Genomic DNA, 16,649 nt, shown 5'->3' with positions numbered 1-16,649 from the left:
CTTTTTTTATCGGCGAAAACTTACTTCGCTTTACCCTGGTTTGCTACCGCAGCAGCTTTCGCAGCGATCTCGTCTGCGTTACCCAGGTAGTAGTGTTTCAACGGTTTGAAGTTTTCGTCGAACTCGTAAACCAGCGGTACGCCAGTCGGGATGTTCAGTTCGAGGATCTCTTCTTCGCTCATGTTATCGAGGTATTTCACCAGCGCGCGCAGGGAGTTACCGTGAGCGGCGATGATCACGCGCTCACCGCTTTTCAGGCGCGGCAGAATGGTGTCGTTCCAGTAAGGGATCACGCGATCGATGGTCAGCGCCAGGCTTTCGGTCTGTGGCAGCTCGGCATCGGTCAGTTTCGCGTAGCGCGGATCGTGACCCGGAAAACGTTCGTCATCTTTGGTCAGCGCCGGCGGTGTAACAGCAAAGCCACGACGCCACTGTTTAACTTGCTCGTCACCGTATTTTTCAGCGGTTTCAGCTTTGTTCAGACCCTGCAGCGCACCGTAATGACGCTCGTTGAGTTTCCAGCTTTTCTCTACCGGTAACCACGCCTGATCCAGCTCGTCCAGCACGTTCCACAGCGTATGGATGGCACGTTTCAGCACAGAGGTATAAGCAAAATCGAAGGTGTAGCCTTCCTCTTTCAGCAGTTTGCCTGCCGCTTTTGCTTCGCCAACGCCTTTTTCGGACAGATCAACATCGTACCAACCGGTGAAGCGGTTTTCGTTGTTCCACTGGCTTTCGCCATGACGAACCAGAACCAGCTTAGTAACAGCCATACACTTACTCCTGTGAGCCTGATTGAATGATAACAATTCTCATTATATTGCCGTGAAGGTGCTCCCGGCAACGGTTACCCATAACCATAGCGAAAATAGCCGCCGAGTGTAAGGTGCTTGTGAATCAGGGGTTATGGTTTTGTCGATAAGTGGCGCATATTTCAGCAAAACGGGTAAAAAAAGCCCTCCGGCAGGAGGGCGGGGGGATTACTGCGCAATAAAGTGGTATTCCGTCAGGCTGACATAAACGTCGCCAGGCAGTAAGAAGCAGTCCGGCTGCGGGAAATCAGGACGGTTCGGGCTGTCGGGCAAAAACTCGCTCTCCAGCGCCAGGCCCTGCCACGCGTCATAGGTTTTGCCGCCGCGCGCAGGCGTTCCTTCCAGATAATTACCGGAATAGAACTGGAGCGCAGGCGCGCTGGTATACACCGTCATTTGCAGCTGTTTGTCCGCCGACCACAACTGCGCGGCGGGCTGACTGACGTCGCCTTTTGCCTGCAATAAAAACGCATGGTCGTAACCTTTCACCACGAGCTGATCGTCCTCAGCCAGAAAATCCTGCGCCACGGTTTTCGGGGTACGGAAATCAAAACTGGTCCGCTCAACGTCTTTTAACCCGTCTGTCGGAATGCCCATCTCATCCACCGGCAGATAAGCATCCGCGAGCAGTTGCAACGTGTGGTTGCGAACATCCGACTGCTCACCATCAAGGTTAAAATAAGCGTGGTTAGTCAGGTTGATCGGGCACGGTTTGTCAGTTGTTGCCCGGTATTCAATGGCGAGCCGGTTATCGTCGCCGAGGCGGAAATGCGCCCGGGTATGAACGTTACCCGGGAATCCCTGGTCGCCATCCGCTGAATTCAGAACAAAGACCACTTCGTTATCATTTTGCCGCTCTATCAACCAGCGCCGTTTATCGAACCCTTCCGGGCCGCCATGCAGCTGGTTTTCACCCTGGCTTGGCGTCAACGTATAGGTGTGGCCATCCAGCGTGAAGCGGCTTTTGGCAATACGGTTGGCGTAACGGCCGACCGACGCGCCGAGATACGCTGTTTGTTGCAGGTAGTGTTCCGGTGTGGCGCAGCCCAGCAGCGCTTCACGCACGGAACCATCTTTTAACGGCACACGCGCGGATAACAGCGTCGCGCCCCAGTCCATCAATGTCACCACCATCCCGGCGCTATTGCGCAGGGTGATCAGGCGAAAGGGCAGCCCGTCCGGGGCTGCTGCAGAAGCTTCGTTTAGCACTGTCCTGCTCCCTGTGAAGGTTTGCAAACATAGAAGGTTTCTTTGATACCGGTTTTGGCTTCGTACTGGCTTTCTACTGCCTGTTTCACCGCCGGTACCAGTGCTTCCGGTACCAGTGCGACAACACAGCCGCCGAAACCGCCGCCGGTCATACGTACGCCGCCCTGGTCACCGATGGTTGCTTTGACAATCTCAACCAACGTATCAATCTGCGGGACGGTAATTTCAAAATCATCACGCATCGACGCGTGAGATTCTGCCATCAGCACGCCCATGCGTTGCAGATCGCCTTTCTCCAGCGCAGCCGCGGCTTCCACGGTACGGGTGTTTTCGGTCAGCACATGGCGTACGCGTTTGGCAACCAGCGGATCCAGCTCATGCGCCACCGCATTGAACTGATCGATGCTGACATCGCGCAGCGCTTTTTGCTGGAAGAAGCGCGCGCCGGTTTCACACTGCTCGCGGCGCGTGTTGTACTCACTGCCAACCAGGGTGCGTTTAAAGTTACTGTTAATGATGACGATCGCCACACCTTCCGGCATCGACACCGCTTTGGTGCCAAGCGAACGGCAATCGATCAGCAGCGCGCTGCCCTTTTTGCCCAGCGCCGAGATAAGCTGATCCATGATGCCGCAGTTACAGCCGACAAACTGGTTTTCCGCTTCCTGACCATTGAGGGCAATTTGCGCGCCATCCAGCGGCAGATGATAAAGCTGCTGGAACACCGTACCGACCGCCACTTCCAGCGAGGCAGAAGAGCTCAGGCCTGCGCCCTGCGGCACATTGCCGCTGATGACCAGATCCGCGCCGCCAAAACTGGCATCGCGTTTTTGCAGGTGTTTTACCACGCCGCGCACGTAGTTCGACCACTGCTGGCTGTCGTGGGTCACAATTGGCGCATCCAGCGAGAACTCATCGCTCTGGTTGTCATAATCGGCGGCAATCACCCGAACGATGCGGTCAGTACGTGGTGCGCAGCTGATCACCGTCTGGTAATCAATGGCGCACGGCAGAACAAAACCGTCGTTATAGTCGGTATGTTCGCCAATCAGGTTCACGCGACCCGGTGCCTGAATGGTGTGGGTGGCAGGGTAGCCGAATTTTTCAGCAAAAAGGGATTGTGTGTTCTCTTTCAGACTCATTGTTATTCTCCGGATTCGCGAAAATGGATATCACTGACCGCGCGCAGACGTTCGGCGGCTTGTTCTGCCGTCAGGTCACGCTGGGTTTCGGCCAGCATTTCATAGCCGACCATAAATTTACGCACCGTGGCGGAGCGCAGCAGCGGCGGGTAAAAATGCGCGTGCAGTTGCCAGTGGTCATTCTCTTCGCCGTTAAATGGCGCGCCGTGCCAGCCCATCGAGTAGGGGAACGAGCACTGGAACAGGTTGTCATAACGGCTGGTCAGTTTTTTCAATGCCAGCGCTAAATCGCGGCGCTGTTCATCGCTTAAATCAGTGATGCGCTGTACTTGCGCTTTCGGCAGCAGCAAGGTTTCAAACGGCCACGCCGCCCAGTAAGGAACGACTGCCAGCCAGTGCTCCGTTTCCACCACGGTACGGCTGCCATCGTTCAGCTCGCGCTTTGCGTAGTCCAGCAACATCGGGGAGTGATACCGGGCGAAATAGTTACGTTGCAGGCGATCTTCACGATCCACTTCATTCGGCAGGAAGCTGTTGGCCCAGACTTGCCCGTGCGGATGCGGGTTGGAACAACCCATCGCCGCACCTTTATTTTCAAACACCTGTACCCACGGGTACTGCTGACCCAGCTCAGCGGTTTGCTGTTGCCAGGTTTTCACCACCGCTTCCAGCGCATCGACACTCAGTTCCGGCAGCGTTTTGCTGTGATCCGGCGAGAAACAAATCACCCGGCTGGTGCCGCGCGCACTCTGGCTGCGCATCAGTGGATCGTCGCTTACCGGCGCGTCTGGCGTATCGGTCATCAACGCGGCGAAGTCGTTAGTGAACACATAAGTGCTGGTGTAATCCGGATTTTTATCCCCGGTTACGCGGGTATTGCCCGGGCAGAGGAAACAGTCCGGATCGTGCGCCGGCAGGGTTTGTTTCGCAGGCGTCTCTTGCGCCCCTTGCCAGGGGCGTTTTGCCCGGTGCGGAGAAACCAGGATCCACTGGTCGGTCAGCGGGTTATAACGGCGATGCGGGTGATCGACCGGATTAAATTGCGTCATTACCATTCCTTTAATCGGGATAGCCCTGCGGGTGGCGTGACTGCCAGCGCCAGGTATCTTCTGCCATTTCGTCAAGCGTACGGGTTACGCGCCAGTTCAGCTCCTTATCTGCTTTGCTGGCATCGGCCCAGTAAGCCGGGAGATCGCCCTCGCGGCGCGGCGCATAGTGCCAGGCCACCGGTTTGCCGCAGGCTTTACTGAAGGCGTTCACCACATCCAGCACGCTGCTGCCGACGCCCGCGCCGAGGTTATAAATATGCACGCCCGGCTTCCCGGCCAGTTGTTGCATGGCCGCAACATGCCCGTCCGCCAGATCCATCACGTGGATGTAATCACGCACGCCGGTGCCGTCTGGCGTCGGGTAATCACTGCCGAAAATTGCCAGCGAATCGCGGCGGCCAACCGCAACCTGGGCGATATACGGCATCAGATTGTTCGGGATGCCCTGCGGATCTTCGCCCATATCGCCTGACGGATGTGCGCCAACCGGGTTGAAGTAGCGCAGCAGCGCAATGCTCCACTCCGGCTGCGCTTTTTGCAGGTCGGTGAGGATCTGTTCCACCATCAGCTTGCTTTTACCATAGGGACTTTGCGGCGTGCCGGTCGGGAAGCTTTCCACGTAAGGGATTTTCGGCTGGTCCCCGTAAACGGTGGCGGAGGAGCTGAAAATGAAGTTTTTCACATTCGCGGCGCGCATCGCGTTAATCAGGCGCAACGTGCCGTTGACGTTGTTGTCGTAATACTCCAGCGGCTTCGCCACAGATTCGCCAACGGCTTTCAGCCCGGCGAAGTGAATCACCGCTTCAATGGCGTGATCGTGCAGGATCTCCGCAAGCAGCGCTTCATCGCGAATGTCGCCTTCGACGAACAGCGCGCTTTTTCCGCCAAAACGCTCGATCTCATTGAGCACGCTGCGCTTACTGTTACAGAGATTGTCGAGGATGATAACGTCGTGGCCGTTTTGCAGCAGTTGGACGCAGGTATGGCTTCCAATGTAACCGCTACCACCTGTAACCAGAACTCGCATATTTCCCTCCATAAAGCATTTGATATGAACAAACCTTAGCATAACAGAGAGGTGAAAACTGTGACATGGGATAAATTAGTGGAATCGTTTACACTCAATTTTCTGCCAGCCGGTTTGTGGGGTAAACGCCAGAAAAACCCCGCAATAGCGGGGTTCGTCCGACGCAAGTAAAAAGTCTTAAAAATGGTGTCACTGCGGTGCAGCAACGCAGGCGGCGTCAGCGAAAGCCGGATAACGCCTCGTGGAGGTTATAAGTCATCAGGGAGAGCCAGGCAATCAGCCCGAAGTACAAAAGCGTATATTCCAGACGTTTGCCAGGGGTCAGCGTGTCGAGATTCGGTTGATCATGGCGCCGCGCCCATATTTGTGATGCCGCGAGAAAGCACACCAGCAGTAACAGCGGGCTTGGGTGAAGGTAAAAGAAACCCAGCAGTACGGGAATGCCCAGATACCAGATCTTGCGCGAAATGGCGACCGTAATGCGCCCGCCATCCAGCGGCGGCACGGGGATCAGGTTAAACAGATTAAGCACAAAACCTGAATAGGCCACCGCCATCAATAGCGAACTGTGGAAATACTCCGCCAGATAGTAACAACCGAGGGCGGCAAGCGAGCCGAGCAGCGGGCCGGCAATGCCGACCCAGGCTTCGGTTTCCGCATCTGGCAGTTCATCTTTCAACGTGATCCAGGCACCCACGAAGGGGATAAACATCGGTAATCCCGTCGCTAACCCGCGTTGACGCGCCGCCAGATAATGCCCCAGCTCATGGCAAAACAGCAGCACCACAAACCCCGTCGCATACGGCCAGCCGAAGGCGAGCGCGTAGGTGGCGATCGACAGCAGCATGGTGGCCCCGGAAAGGAAAAACTTCCCGAGGCTTGCCCCTTTAAGCAGCAGCAAGAGCATGCTCATGGTTTACTCGACTTTTTTGCGAAACAGTATTTTTTTCACACCCATGCCGAATGCCGCCACGGCGATCAGGCCAAGTTTCCAGAACTTCAGCAGCGTCACACCGATAAGTGCCAGCAGACCCAATTTTTTCGCTGCCAGCCCACCAATCAGCGCCGCCAGCCCATATTCGGCAATCTTGTCGGTAGAGGCATTAAAGTCGCTGTATTTTTTGCCGTCGTTAAAGGTCACGGCGTTGAGTAACGTTTTGGCGAACGGTTTTTCCTGCTCAACGGTGCCGCGATCGGTCACCAGGTTTAACGACAGATAACCTTCCCGACCCAGCAGGTAGGTGTTGTAGTTAACACCTTGCTCTTTTTCCGGCACGTTGCTGCCAATATCTCGGATAGCCGCAGACCAAATCAGGCGATGCGTGGCCGCCTCGTAGGTGGGTTTTTCTACCCAACCCAATACCTCAATTGGCGGGATGCCTTTTTCGCTACGCTCTTTATTGCCCGCTTTGGTGCCTTCCTGCAAATTACTCAGCAGTTCGTCGGCATCCCAGTCTTTGGCATCGTCATCTTTGATATAACCGGCGTCGGCATATTCAATAGAAACAAAGCCAGAAATATCATTACTGAATACCAGACCATAAAATGAGTTGTTATCAACATGGTTACCCAGCGCGCGCATAAATACCGCTGCCTGCTGCGACGGAATATAAGCAAAACCTTCAGGCAGGTTCAGAATCGCCTGATTACCGAGATCAATTTTATGCGGGCCGTGAATACTGGCTCGCTGCATATTTTCAACGGCTTGCTTTAATTGTGCTTCCTGACCGGAGGCGGGTGTTTGCGCATTCTCATCGGCGACAGCGGCACTGCAGAAACCCAGTAACAGCGCCGCAGCCAGAGAAATGGCGCGGGTCATGCGGAGGAATTGATTCATCATAGTCCCGTAATTTTTTACCCGGCGTCCATCGACGGGCTTTTTTCTTGCCATAACAAAAACTGGCCGCCGACAATTTTATGTTGCCAACTGACCAGTCAGAGATCGTTATTATGTTGCTTATTTAAAGCGGGGCTATTACATCATATCCGGCGAAATGGAACCATCCCCCTAATTATTGTGGTGTAAGTTGATAACGATATCCGTCGCCCTCTGGTACAAATTCAAGCCGGTGGGTAATACAAGCGGGCGCGTCTCCGGCGTGGTGCGAAACAAATAACAGTTGGGTTTCGCCTTCGCTAATTAATACATCAACAAAGCGGCGAATAAGCTGGCGGTTTAAAGGATCAAGACCCTGTAACGGTTCATCAAGAATGAGCAGCGTTGGGTGCTTGACCAGCGCACGCACAATCAGCGCCAGCCGCTGCTGACCCCAGGAGAGGCTACTAAACGGCGCGTCGGCGGTGCGTGCATCGAAACCTAAAATATCCAGCCAGCGCTGTGCCAGTTTGTGCTGCTTATCCGAAACGGCCTGGTAAATACCAATCGAGTCGAAATAGCCAGAGAGGATCACATTGCGCACGTTGGTGCTGACGCGGTAATCCAGATGCAAGCTGCTGCTGACATAGCCAATATGCTTTTTGATATCCCAGATGGTTTCACCGCTGCCGCGACGACGGCCAAACAGGGTCAAATCGTTGCTGTAGCCCTGCGGATGATCGCCGGTTATCAGGCTTAATAGTGTCGATTTGCCCGCGCCGTTCGGGCCGACGATCTGCCAGTGCTCGCCGGGCTTTACCGACCATGAAAGGTGATCGATGATTGGCCGGTCGTTATAAGAGACGACGCCATCGTTCAGCACAATAAGCGGCGCGTCTGCGTTTAATGTTTCACGTGCGGGCGGCGCATCCGGTTCCGGCAACGTGATACCGGATAATTTTTCGCTGTGGGCTAACTGGGCGATTAGCGCTTGTTGCAACAGCGCTGCTTTTTCTCCGGTCTCTGTGAGCGAGCAATCCACCAGAACCCCGGCGTGTTGTACGAAGTCCGGGATCTCATCAAAGCGGTTCAGCACCAGCACCAGCGTAAAGCCGTCGGCATTGAGGCGCGCGAGCAGTTCTGCCAGTTGCTGGCGTGAATGGACATCAAGCCCGTCAAAAGGCTCATCAAGGATCAGTAAATCCGGTTCGGTCATCAGGGCCTGGCACAGCAGCGTTTTCCGGGTTTCGCCGGTCGAAAGGTATTTAAAGCGTCTCTCCAGCAGATGCGAGATGCCAAACTGCGCCGCCAGTTGTGCGCAGCGCTGCGCGTCTTGCACTTCATCCTGAATAATCTCGGCGGTAGTACGCCCGGTATCCTCTTCGTCGGGGCTGAGCATATCGGTGTTATTGCGCTGCCACTCGTCGATGACCAGCTTTTGCAACTGCTCGAAAGAGAGGCGGGTGAGGCGGGTAAACTGACACTGGCGTTCACCTTTCAGTAAGGTCAACTCCCCCGCCAGCGCGCGAGCCAGCGCTGACTTGCCGCTGCCATTCGCGCCGACAAAAGCCCAGCTTTCGCCAGCGCGTAGCGCTAAGTGTTCAATGTGCAGCGTGCGGGTGTCGCTAAGACGAAACGTACCTTGCGAAATTTGCAATGATGACATTATGTATCCCATTTTTTGCAGCGTAGAAACTCAGGGATACGTGCAATGGGCTAGCTTGTCAATGCGATTAGCATAACGTGGCGATAATCACGCGATCGGCATTAAAATATGCGGTCACTTCGCTCTGTTCCTGCAAATTATCTATCTCTTGCGTCGGCACGGTGGCGCAGAGCAACTGGCCGTCAGGCAGCGTCATCAGCACCTCACTTTGCTGCTCGCCGCGCTCAATATGGCTGATGCGCCCGGTCAGTTGGTTATCGGCCTGCGCGGCGCGTTTGGCATCCTGCGTGATGCTCACCCACGGCGCTTTCAGCAGCACCAGCACCTCTTTGCCTTCATCAAGGCCCAGGCGTTCGCCGCTTTGCGCGGTAATCGCAACTTTGAGACGGGTTTCACCGTCCGCCAGCAGCACGTCGACATGTTGCTGCACGTGGTTGTGGTCGCGCGCTGTGATGGTGCCAAACCACTGATTGCGCGCGCTGGTCTGCAACGAGAAACGCGAAATCGCCGCCAGCAGGCTGTTTAACGGCAGGGCGTCATCGTCACTCAGCACATCAAAGGCTTTTTGCTGGATTTGCGCCAACAGATCGTAAAGCTGAATCAGGCGCTGCCCGTAGCGCGTCACCACCGCACCACCGCCGCCTTTACCACCGGTCGCGCGTTCAACCAGCGTTTGTTCACTGAGTTGGTTCATCTCATTAATGGCGTCCCAGGCGCTTTTATAACTGATGCCTGCGTTCTTCGCGCCCTGGCTGATAGAGCCGGTTTCCACAATCTGCTTGAGGAGGGAGATGCGGCGCGGATCGGCAAATAGACGCTGCTGGAGTTTGAGTGTGAGAAGAATTTCAGCCTGCATTACGCAATGTCCTGGCAAAAGAACTATTGTGAAGGAAAACCGTCACTACGCCTAGCCTGATGCGGGTGAATGCGTGTAAAGCTGCGAGGCGAATCGCACAAAAGGCGAGTGTTTTTCACCTGAATCAGGCTAGAATGCCCCGTTCACAATTTCCGGAGACGACTATGTTTGAGTTGTTGAAAAGCCTGGTGTTTGCCGTCGTCATGGTGCCTGTCGTGATGGCGATTATCCTGGGGCTGATTTATGGCCTGGGTGAAGTGTTTAACGTGTTTTCCGGCGTCGGTCGCCGCGACCAAAGCCGTCAGCAACGCTGATCCTCTCTTGCAAACGCCCGCTTTCGCGGGCGTTTATCTTTCAGATATTCAAGATCTCCTCACTTCCTGCCGATATATGTAAATAGGTTGCTAATTCTTGATGGGTATTACCTAACCGCCGGGAAACTCTGGTAATATCGTTATGTTTTTACGTATATAACGACACTCACAGGAGTTCCTAATGACACGTACAGGGTTACGCCTTTTTGCCGGGGCGACATTAACGCTCTCCGTTGCCGGGCATGTTCTGGCGGATGAAGGTAAAATTACCGTTTTTGCAGCAGCATCACTGACCAACGCAATGCAGGATGTCGCGGCGGCCTATAAAAAAGAGAAAAACGTCGAGGTGGTCTCCTCGTTTGCTTCTTCTTCTACTCTGGCGCGCCAGATTGAAGCGGGAGCGCCGGCGGATCTGTTCATTTCTGCCGATCAGAAATGGATGGATTACGCGGTAGAGAAAAAATCTATCGATACCGCAACCCGCGCAACACTGCTCGGTAACAGCCTGGTGGTTGTGGCTCCCAAAAGCAGTGCGCAGGGCGATATCGTCATTAATGCTAAAACCGACTGGAACAGTCTGCTGAAAGGCGGACGTCTGGCCGTTGGCGACCCGGAACATGTTCCGGCGGGGATTTATGCCAAAGAAGCATTGACCAAACTGGGCGCATGGGAAACCCTGTCGCCGAAGCTGGCTCCGGCGGAAGATGTGCGCGGTGCGCTGGCGCTGGTGGAGCGCAGCGAAGCGCCGCTTGGCATTGTCTACGGCTCTGACGCGGTTGCCAGTAAAGGAGTGAAAGTGGTCGGGACCTTCCCGGAAGATTCACACCAAAAAGTTGAGTACCCGCTGGCTATTATCGACGGTCATAAAAACGCGACGGTAACGGCGTTTTATGACTACCTGAAAGGCCCGCAGGCTTCTGAAATCTTTAAACGTTACGGATTTACAACGCACGAATGATATTGACGGATCCCGAATGGCAGGCGGTATTGCTGAGCCTGAAAGTCTCATCCCTGGCAGTGGTTTTCAGTTTGCCGTTTGGGATCTTCTTTGCCTGGCTGCTGGTGCGCTGCACGTTTCCTGGCAAAGCGCTGCTCGACAGTTTGTTGCATCTACCGCTGGTGCTGCCGCCGGTGGTGGTGGGGTATTTGCTGCTGGTGGCGATGGGGCGACGCGGTTTCATTGGTCAGTGGCTGTATGACTGGTTTGGCATCACCTTCGCCTTTAGCTGGCGTGGCGCGGTGTTGGCCGCCGCGGTGATGTCGTTCCCGCTGATGGTGCGCGCCATCCGTCTGGCGCTGGAGAGCGTGGATACCAAACTGGAGCAGGCAGCCCGCACGTTAGGTGCCGGGCGCTGGCGCGTTTTTCTCACCATCACGTTACCGCTTACCTTGCCGGGGATTATCGTCGGCACGGTGCTGGCCTTTGCCCGTTCACTGGGTGAATTCGGCGCGACGATCACCTTCGTTTCCAATATTCCTGGCGAAACCCGCACCATTCCCTCTGCGATGTACACCTTGATTCAGACGCCCGGCGGTGAAGGCGCGGCGGCGCGGTTATGTATTATCTCGATCGTACTGGCACTGGTTTCGCTGTTGGTTTCCGAATGGCTGGCCCGCATTAGCCGCGAAAGGACAGGGAGGTAAGTCATGCTGGAGCTCAATTTCACCCAGACGCTGGGTACGCATCGCTTACGCATTGCTGAAAAGCTGCCCGCCAGCGGCATCACCGCGATTTTTGGCGTTTCGGGTGCCGGGAAAACCTCGTTAATCAACGCGATTGGCGGCCTTACTCATCCGCAGCAAGGGCGGATAGCGCTGAATAATCGCGTGCTGTTTGATACCGAAAGCAAGATTTGCCTGCCGCCGGAGAAGCGGCGTGTCGGCTATGTTTTCCAGGATGCGCGGCTGTTTCCGCATTACAAAGTGCGCGGCAATCTGCGTTACGGCATGGCCAAATCTATGGCTGGCCAGTTCGACAAGCTGGTGGCATTACTCGGTATTGAACCGTTGCTGGATCGTTTACCCGGCGGGCTTTCCGGTGGCGAAAAGCAGCGGGTGGCGATTGGCCGTGCGCTGTTAACCGCGCCGGAATTGCTGCTGCTGGATGAACCGCTGGCGTCGCTGGATATTCCGCGTAAGCGCGAGCTGCTGCCGTACCTGCAACGACTGGCGCGCGAGATCAATATTCCGATGCTGTACGTCAGCCACTCCCTGGATGAAATCCTGCATCTGGCAGATAAAGTGATGGTGCTGGAGGCGGGAGAAGTGAAAGCCTTCGGCAGCCTGGAAGATGTCTGGGGCAGCCGCGTGATGAACCCGTGGTTACCGGCGGAGCAGCAAAGTAGCGTGTTGAAAGTGGTGGTGCTGGAGCACCATCCGCACTATGCGATGTCGGCGCTGGCGCTTGGTGATCAGCATATTTGGGTTAATAAGGTCGACCTTCCGCTGCAAAGTGCGCTGCGGATCCGTATTCAGGCGACCGATGTTTCGCTGGTACTGCAACCGCCAATGAATACCAGTATCCGTAATATTCTGCGTGCGAAAGTGGCGCAATGTTTTGATATCGACGGCCAGGTGGAAGTGCAACTGGAAGTTGGCAGCCGCACCCTGTGGGCGCGCATCAGTCCCTGGGCCAGAGACGAGCTGGCCGTGAAGCCTGGCCAGTGGTTATATGCGCAAATCAAAAGTGTGTCGATAACCGCCTGATCGCCGGATGCGCCGCCTGCGATGCATTGTGGGCGGTCATCAGCCCGCGCCTGGTATTAGCCCCTGACACAGGGGCATAAGCTTTTCACCCGGCGAACCGGGCGGGGGTTTACAGCAGTTCTTTGTAGATAAATTGCGCAATGCTGTCGGCGGTGTTGTCGCCAATCACCACGTTAGCATGGGCTTTTACCGCGTCGTCGGCATTGCCCATCGCCACGCCAACACCAGCGGCTTCCAGCATGCTGATATCGTTATAGTTATCACCAAACGCCACCACGTCCTTCATCGATAGCCCCTGTGACGCCACCCATTCGCTCAGACGTTTGCCTTTGCTGTTGCCCGCGCGGGCGATATCGACCTGATCATGCCATGACCATTCGCACTCCAGCCCCAGCGTTTGCTCCACGTGGTGGGCAAAATTTTTCAGTTTCTGCGTGTCGGTATCGGTGAGCGCGAATTTCCAGATCGCCTCAACCTCCTGTGCCGCTGTGCGCAGTGAAGACACTTGCCGGAAGACCGGGCGCTGTTCTGGCGGCAACTGTTGCGCCCAGGTGTTAGTGCGCTCAACATGGCCGGTTGGCTTTTCATACAGCATAGCGTTGTCGACGTACATCAGGCCGTGAACCGCGTGCTCATCAAGCAGTGTGATCAACTGCTGCGCCTGCGAAACAGGTAACGGATCGGCGCTTAACACTTTTTTTGCATGATAATCATACAAATAAGTGCCATTACAGCAAATTGCAGGTGTATCCAGCGCCAGTGCCTGATAAAAAGGGTGGATGGCAACATGATGCCGACCGGTCACAATAATGAGTTGATGTCCGGCGGCTTTTGCGCGAGCCAGCGCTTCAAGGGATGAGGGCAGAAGCGTTTTTTTCGGGGTCAGTAGCGTACCGTCTAAATCCAGTGCAATCACGCGCGAAGTCATATCGTATTCCGTGGTCGATGTTGAAATTCAAATGTCCGGGGATGGTACACCGGGTCACCGGCTGCGCAAAATCTGCGGGTAAAATTCAGCATCAACCAACAAAAGCAGCTATCCTGGTTACTTAATGCAAAAAAGAATTAGAGGAAAGGAGCGTTCATGAAACAAACCGTTTATACCGCCAGCCCGGAAAGTCAGCAGATCCACGTCTGGCGCCTGAACTCTGAAGGTAGCCTGACACTTGTCCAGGTGGTGGATGTGCCAGGCCAGGTGCAGCCGATGGTCGTCAGCCCGGATAAACGTTACCTCTATGTCGGGGTTCGCCCTGAATTTCGCGTTATCGCCTATCGCATCGCGCCGGATGATGGCGCTCTGACTTTCGCGGCGGAATCTCCGCTGCCGGGCAGCCCGACGCATATTTCGACCGATCGCAGCGGGCGCTTCCTGTTCAGCGCGTCCTACAACGCGGGCAGTGTGAGTGTTGTCCGTCTGGAGGATGGCCTGCCGACCGGGACGGTTGACGTGGTGGAAGGGCTGGAAGGGTGCCACTCGGCGAATATCTCCCCGGACAACCGCACTCTGTGGACACCGGCACTGAAACAGGATCGTATCTGCCTGTTTACGCTGGCCGATGACGGCAATCTGACGGCGCAGGAGCCAGCGGAGGTCACCACCGTTGAGGGCGCTGGCCCGCGCCATATGGCGTTTCACCCGAACCAGCGTTTTGCCTACTGCGTCAATGAACTCAACGGTTCAGTCGATGTCTGGCAGCTCAGCGATGCGCACGGCAACATCGAGTGTGTGCAGACGCTGGATATGATGCCTACGGATTTCAGCGATACGCGCTGGGCGGCGGATATTCACATCACGCCGGATGGCCGCCATCTTTATACCTGCGATCGCACCGCCAGCATTATCACCGTGTTCAGCGTTTCGGAAGATGGTAGCGTGCTGGCGATCGAAGGTTTCCAGCCAACGGAAACGCAGCCGCGCGGCTTCAATATTGATAATCGCGGTCAATACCTGATTGCCGCCGGGCAGAAATCGCACCACATTGCGGTGTACGAGATCAGCGGCGAGCAAGGGTTGCTGACCGAGAAATCCCGCTATGCGGTAGGTCAGGGGCCGATGTGGGTGGTGGTTAACGCCTTCTGATGCGGTATTTCGCACATAAAAAACCTCGCCACGGCGAGGTTTTTTCTTATCAGGAGCGGCTTATTTTTTCGGCATCGCCACAACCTGGCTGCCAACGCCGCGGTTGTTGAACTCCCACATGCGGTTGAACTGCGGGTTGTTCAGCTCGCGCTGCACGTTGCCTTTATCGTCAACGGTTCCGGTGTTACCGGCATAGCCACGACCGGAAACAGCGGCATCAGCCCACGGTTTCGCCACGTTAAAGCCTTCGTTGATCACGCTATCGCGGATCACCACCTGACCGTTGGTGTTGCCATCAACGTCCAGTGAACGGCCGAGCTGCGCAACACCGTTACCGGCGGCGTTAAAGCGGCTGTTCACGGCGAGGAAACCGTAATAAAGGTTAGACAGGGTGGCTGGTGCGAACACATAACCTTCCTGCTGGGTGCGCGAGTTCACTACGCGGAAGTCGGTGTTATCAAACACCACCGCGCCGCGACCGGCCACGATATCGACATCGCCTTCAAGATAGCTGTTGGTCACCAGCGTACGGGTCTGGCGATCGGTACGCAGGGTGTTATCCACGCCGCTGTTGGTAACAAAGAAGGTGTTCTGGCGACCCAGAATATTGACGTTGTTGATCTGCACCTTATCGCCATCGCTGCGCAGCGCCACCGCCTGGTGGTTACCCGCGTCAACGCTGTCACCCAGCGTATTTTCAATGGTCAGGTTTTGCAGTTGCAGACCGTTATTTTGTGACCAGAAGACCGCAGAACACATTACGCCAACAGTGGCAGTACGCTTGCTCTGGCAGTTATCAAACATATACCACGCCGGTTTGCCCGGCATGTATTTGCCCGACGGATTGACCAGACGACGCCAGCTGTTCGGGTCCATTTCGGCATCAATAGCCTGTTTGATTTTCACATCCAGCGCTTTCTCGCCGGTACCGTAAATGGTCACGCTGCCGGACGCGGCAGGCACATAAACCGTACCTTCATATTCACCCGGCATCACCGCGATGTACTGACGATCGCTGGCGTGTTTGTTGATTGCCGCGTCTACCGCTGCCTGAATGGTGGTGTGCGTCACACCCGGCGTACCGGCCGGGCCGACCACGAAGTTCGCTTTTTCCGGCAGACGGATGGCGACCGGTTTCCATGCCGCGTTATCCGGCGTCATGGCGGTAAAATAGCGGTCCGCTACAAAGTTTTTCGCTTCACCTGCGCTGAGGATTGGGCGCGCGACGGTGCCAGGCGCTTTCTGTTCAGACGGACGTTCCGCCGGCGGGGTTGAGCTACAGGCGGTCAGTGTCACGCCAAAAGCGAGCGCCAGCGCCAGACGGGAAACCGATGATGTGTTCAAGGGGAGCTCCAGACTATGCAAAAGTTGAAAGAGGACGTCAAAGCCTGCTTTTTTATACTAAGTTGAGCGAAACGGGAAGCCGATTTGTACAATCGGCTGTAAATCCCTTCTTTTTAGCTAAAAAGGGCGGTAATTGAGGCGCTGGATAGCGTATGGAAATGGACGTTAAAACCGACCATCGCGCCGCTGGCGTTTTCATCGACCTCAATGCGCTCTACGTCCAGCGCATAGACGGTAAAGATATAACGGTGGGTTTCGCCTTTCGGCGGTGCGGCACCGCCGTAACCGGCTTTGCCAAAATCGGTGCGTGTCTGCACCGCGCCATCCGGTAATGGCGCCAGACCGGAACCGGCGCCTTGCGGCAGCACGCGTGTATCAGCGGGAAGGTTCGCGACTACCCAGTGCCACCAGCCGGAACCTGTCGGCGCATCCGGATCGTAGCAGGTCACAACAAAACTTTTGGTGCCGGCAGGAACCTCATCCCACGCCAGATGCGGGGAGATATTGTCGCCGTCGTAGCCCATACCGTTGAACACCTGGCGATGCGGCAGCTTTTCGCCGTCGCGTAAATCATGGCTGACCAACTTCATATGCACTCCTTCTGCTTTTCATGCGTGCCGGGAAGTGT

At 55.7% G+C, this 16,649-nt stretch carries 17 protein-coding genes; 5 read left to right on the top strand and 12 right to left on the bottom strand.

Going from position 1 to position 16,649, the window contains the following annotated elements; all coding sequences use genetic code 11:
* Positions 1-20 precede the first annotated feature (20 nt).
* From gpmA to modE, 9 genes are all read right to left on the bottom strand, one after another.
* Entirely contained in the window at positions 21-773 is a 753-nt protein-coding gene (gene gpmA, locus M8Q36_RS22965; protein WP_017455962.1) for a 2,3-diphosphoglycerate-dependent phosphoglycerate mutase, read from the bottom strand.
* Between the two features lie 207 nt (positions 774-980).
* Complete coding sequence (galM, locus tag M8Q36_RS22960) at positions 981-2,021, bottom strand: galactose-1-epimerase (protein WP_249882506.1); 1,041 nt, start codon at positions 2,019-2,021, stop codon at positions 981-983.
* Entirely contained in the window at positions 2,015-3,163 is a 1,149-nt protein-coding gene (gene galK / locus M8Q36_RS22955; RefSeq protein WP_249882505.1) for a galactokinase, read from the bottom strand. The genes galM and galK overlap by 7 nt, the downstream gene beginning before the upstream one ends.
* A 2-nt stretch (positions 3,164-3,165) precedes the next feature.
* Entirely contained in the window at positions 3,166-4,212 is a 1,047-nt protein-coding gene (gene galT, locus M8Q36_RS22950; protein ID WP_249882504.1) for a galactose-1-phosphate uridylyltransferase, read from the bottom strand.
* 10 nt (positions 4,213-4,222) lie between these two features.
* Positions 4,223-5,239, bottom strand: coding sequence for a UDP-glucose 4-epimerase GalE (gene galE, locus M8Q36_RS22945; protein ID WP_200551620.1), 1,017 nt, complete (start codon positions 5,237-5,239; stop codon positions 4,223-4,225).
* Positions 5,240-5,456: 217 nt separating this feature from the next.
* Positions 5,457-6,152, bottom strand: a complete 696-nt coding sequence (locus M8Q36_RS22940; RefSeq protein WP_233500364.1) for a site-2 protease family protein — start codon at positions 6,150-6,152, stop codon at positions 5,457-5,459.
* Between the two features lie 3 nt (positions 6,153-6,155).
* On the bottom strand, positions 6,156-7,076 hold the full coding sequence (locus M8Q36_RS22935) for a DUF2167 domain-containing protein (RefSeq protein WP_249882839.1): 921 nt from the start codon (positions 7,074-7,076) through the stop codon (positions 6,156-6,158).
* Positions 7,077-7,251: 175 nt separating this feature from the next.
* The gene (gene modF / locus M8Q36_RS22930) at positions 7,252-8,721 is read right to left on the bottom strand and encodes a molybdate ABC transporter ATP-binding protein ModF (RefSeq protein WP_249882503.1); all 1,470 of its coding nucleotides are present in this window, start codon (positions 8,719-8,721) and stop codon (positions 7,252-7,254) included.
* Between the two features lie 67 nt (positions 8,722-8,788).
* Positions 8,789-9,577: a molybdenum-dependent transcriptional regulator gene (gene modE / locus M8Q36_RS22925; protein WP_249882502.1), complete on the bottom strand. Its 789-nt coding sequence runs from the start codon at positions 9,575-9,577 to the stop codon at positions 8,789-8,791.
* A 164-nt stretch (positions 9,578-9,741) separates the two neighbouring features.
* Between modE and M8Q36_RS22920 the strand changes: the two genes are divergently transcribed.
* The 4 genes from M8Q36_RS22920 (at position 9,742) to modC (ending at position 12,597) form a co-directional block, all read left to right on the top strand.
* Positions 9,742-9,891, top strand: a complete 150-nt coding sequence (locus M8Q36_RS22920) for an AcrZ family multidrug efflux pump-associated protein (RefSeq protein ID WP_017455971.1) — start codon at positions 9,742-9,744, stop codon at positions 9,889-9,891.
* A 181-nt stretch (positions 9,892-10,072) separates the two neighbouring features.
* Positions 10,073-10,849 (top strand): molybdate ABC transporter substrate-binding protein, encoded by a 777-nt coding sequence (gene modA, locus M8Q36_RS22915; protein ID WP_249882501.1) that lies wholly within the window; start codon positions 10,073-10,075, stop codon positions 10,847-10,849.
* Complete coding sequence (gene modB / locus M8Q36_RS22910; protein WP_017455973.1) at positions 10,846-11,535, top strand: molybdate ABC transporter permease subunit; 690 nt, start codon at positions 10,846-10,848, stop codon at positions 11,533-11,535. Before modA ends, modB begins: the two co-directional genes overlap by 4 nt.
* A gap of 3 nt (positions 11,536-11,538) precedes the next feature.
* Complete coding sequence (gene modC, locus M8Q36_RS22905; protein WP_249882500.1) at positions 11,539-12,597, top strand: molybdenum ABC transporter ATP-binding protein ModC; 1,059 nt, start codon at positions 11,539-11,541, stop codon at positions 12,595-12,597.
* Positions 12,598-12,706: 109 nt separating this feature from the next.
* Here the strand turns inward: modC and M8Q36_RS22900 are convergent, their stop codons facing one another.
* Positions 12,707-13,525, bottom strand: a complete 819-nt coding sequence (locus M8Q36_RS22900) for a pyridoxal phosphatase (protein WP_249882499.1) — start codon at positions 13,523-13,525, stop codon at positions 12,707-12,709.
* A gap of 156 nt (positions 13,526-13,681) precedes the next feature.
* Here M8Q36_RS22900 and pgl point away from each other — a divergent pair, with 156 nt between their 5' ends.
* Positions 13,682-14,677: a 6-phosphogluconolactonase gene (gene pgl, locus M8Q36_RS22895; RefSeq protein WP_249882498.1), complete on the top strand. Its 996-nt coding sequence runs from the start codon at positions 13,682-13,684 to the stop codon at positions 14,675-14,677.
* A gap of 60 nt (positions 14,678-14,737) precedes the next feature.
* Here the strand turns inward: pgl and M8Q36_RS22890 are convergent, their stop codons facing one another.
* Both M8Q36_RS22890 and M8Q36_RS22885 read right to left on the bottom strand, forming a co-directional pair.
* Positions 14,738-16,021: a putative acyl-CoA thioester hydrolase gene (locus M8Q36_RS22890; protein WP_249882497.1), complete on the bottom strand. Its 1,284-nt coding sequence runs from the start codon at positions 16,019-16,021 to the stop codon at positions 14,738-14,740.
* A 113-nt stretch (positions 16,022-16,134) separates the two neighbouring features.
* Positions 16,135-16,611 (bottom strand): kinase inhibitor, encoded by a 477-nt coding sequence (locus tag M8Q36_RS22885; protein WP_097406847.1) that lies wholly within the window; start codon positions 16,609-16,611, stop codon positions 16,135-16,137.
* Positions 16,612-16,649: the final 38 nt, after the last annotated feature.

It is taken from the genome of Kosakonia sp. R1.Fl (genome assembly GCF_023516815.1).
Classification (GTDB): Bacteria; Pseudomonadota; Gammaproteobacteria; order Enterobacterales; family Enterobacteriaceae; genus Kosakonia.
This window is presented reverse-complemented; position numbering and strand designations above follow the sequence as displayed.

Bases quoted from the DNA above. Each gene is read 5' to 3' on its own strand.
- gpmA (WP_017455962.1), bottom strand. From the start codon at position 773: ATGGCTGTTACTAAGCTGGTTCTGGTTCGTCATGGCGAAAGCCAGTGG.
- galK (WP_249882505.1), bottom strand. From the start codon at position 3,163: ATGAGTCTGAAAGAGAACACACAATCCCTTTTTGCTGAAAAATTCGGC.
- galT (WP_249882504.1), bottom strand. From the start codon at position 4,212: ATGACGCAATTTAATCCGGTCGATCACCCGCATCGCCGTTATAACCCG.
- galE (WP_200551620.1), bottom strand. From the start codon at position 5,239: ATGCGAGTTCTGGTTACAGGTGGTAGCGGTTACATTGGAAGCCATACC.
- M8Q36_RS22940 (WP_233500364.1), bottom strand. From the start codon at position 6,152: ATGAGCATGCTCTTGCTGCTGCTTAAAGGGGCAAGCCTCGGGAAGTTT.
- M8Q36_RS22935 (WP_249882839.1), bottom strand. From the start codon at position 7,076: ATGAATCAATTCCTCCGCATGACCCGCGCCATTTCTCTGGCTGCGGCG.
- modF (WP_249882503.1), bottom strand. From the start codon at position 8,721: ATGTCATCATTGCAAATTTCGCAAGGTACGTTTCGTCTTAGCGACACC.
- modE (WP_249882502.1), bottom strand. From the start codon at position 9,577: ATGCAGGCTGAAATTCTTCTCACACTCAAACTCCAGCAGCGTCTATTT.
- M8Q36_RS22920 (WP_017455971.1), top strand. From the start codon at position 9,742: ATGTTTGAGTTGTTGAAAAGCCTGGTGTTTGCCGTCGTCATGGTGCCT.
- modA (WP_249882501.1), top strand. From the start codon at position 10,073: ATGACACGTACAGGGTTACGCCTTTTTGCCGGGGCGACATTAACGCTC.
- modB (WP_017455973.1), top strand. From the start codon at position 10,846: ATGATATTGACGGATCCCGAATGGCAGGCGGTATTGCTGAGCCTGAAA.
- modC (WP_249882500.1), top strand. From the start codon at position 11,539: ATGCTGGAGCTCAATTTCACCCAGACGCTGGGTACGCATCGCTTACGC.
- M8Q36_RS22900 (WP_249882499.1), bottom strand. From the start codon at position 13,525: ATGACTTCGCGCGTGATTGCACTGGATTTAGACGGTACGCTACTGACC.
- pgl (WP_249882498.1), top strand. From the start codon at position 13,682: ATGAAACAAACCGTTTATACCGCCAGCCCGGAAAGTCAGCAGATCCAC.
- M8Q36_RS22885 (WP_097406847.1), bottom strand. From the start codon at position 16,611: ATGAAGTTGGTCAGCCATGATTTACGCGACGGCGAAAAGCTGCCGCAT.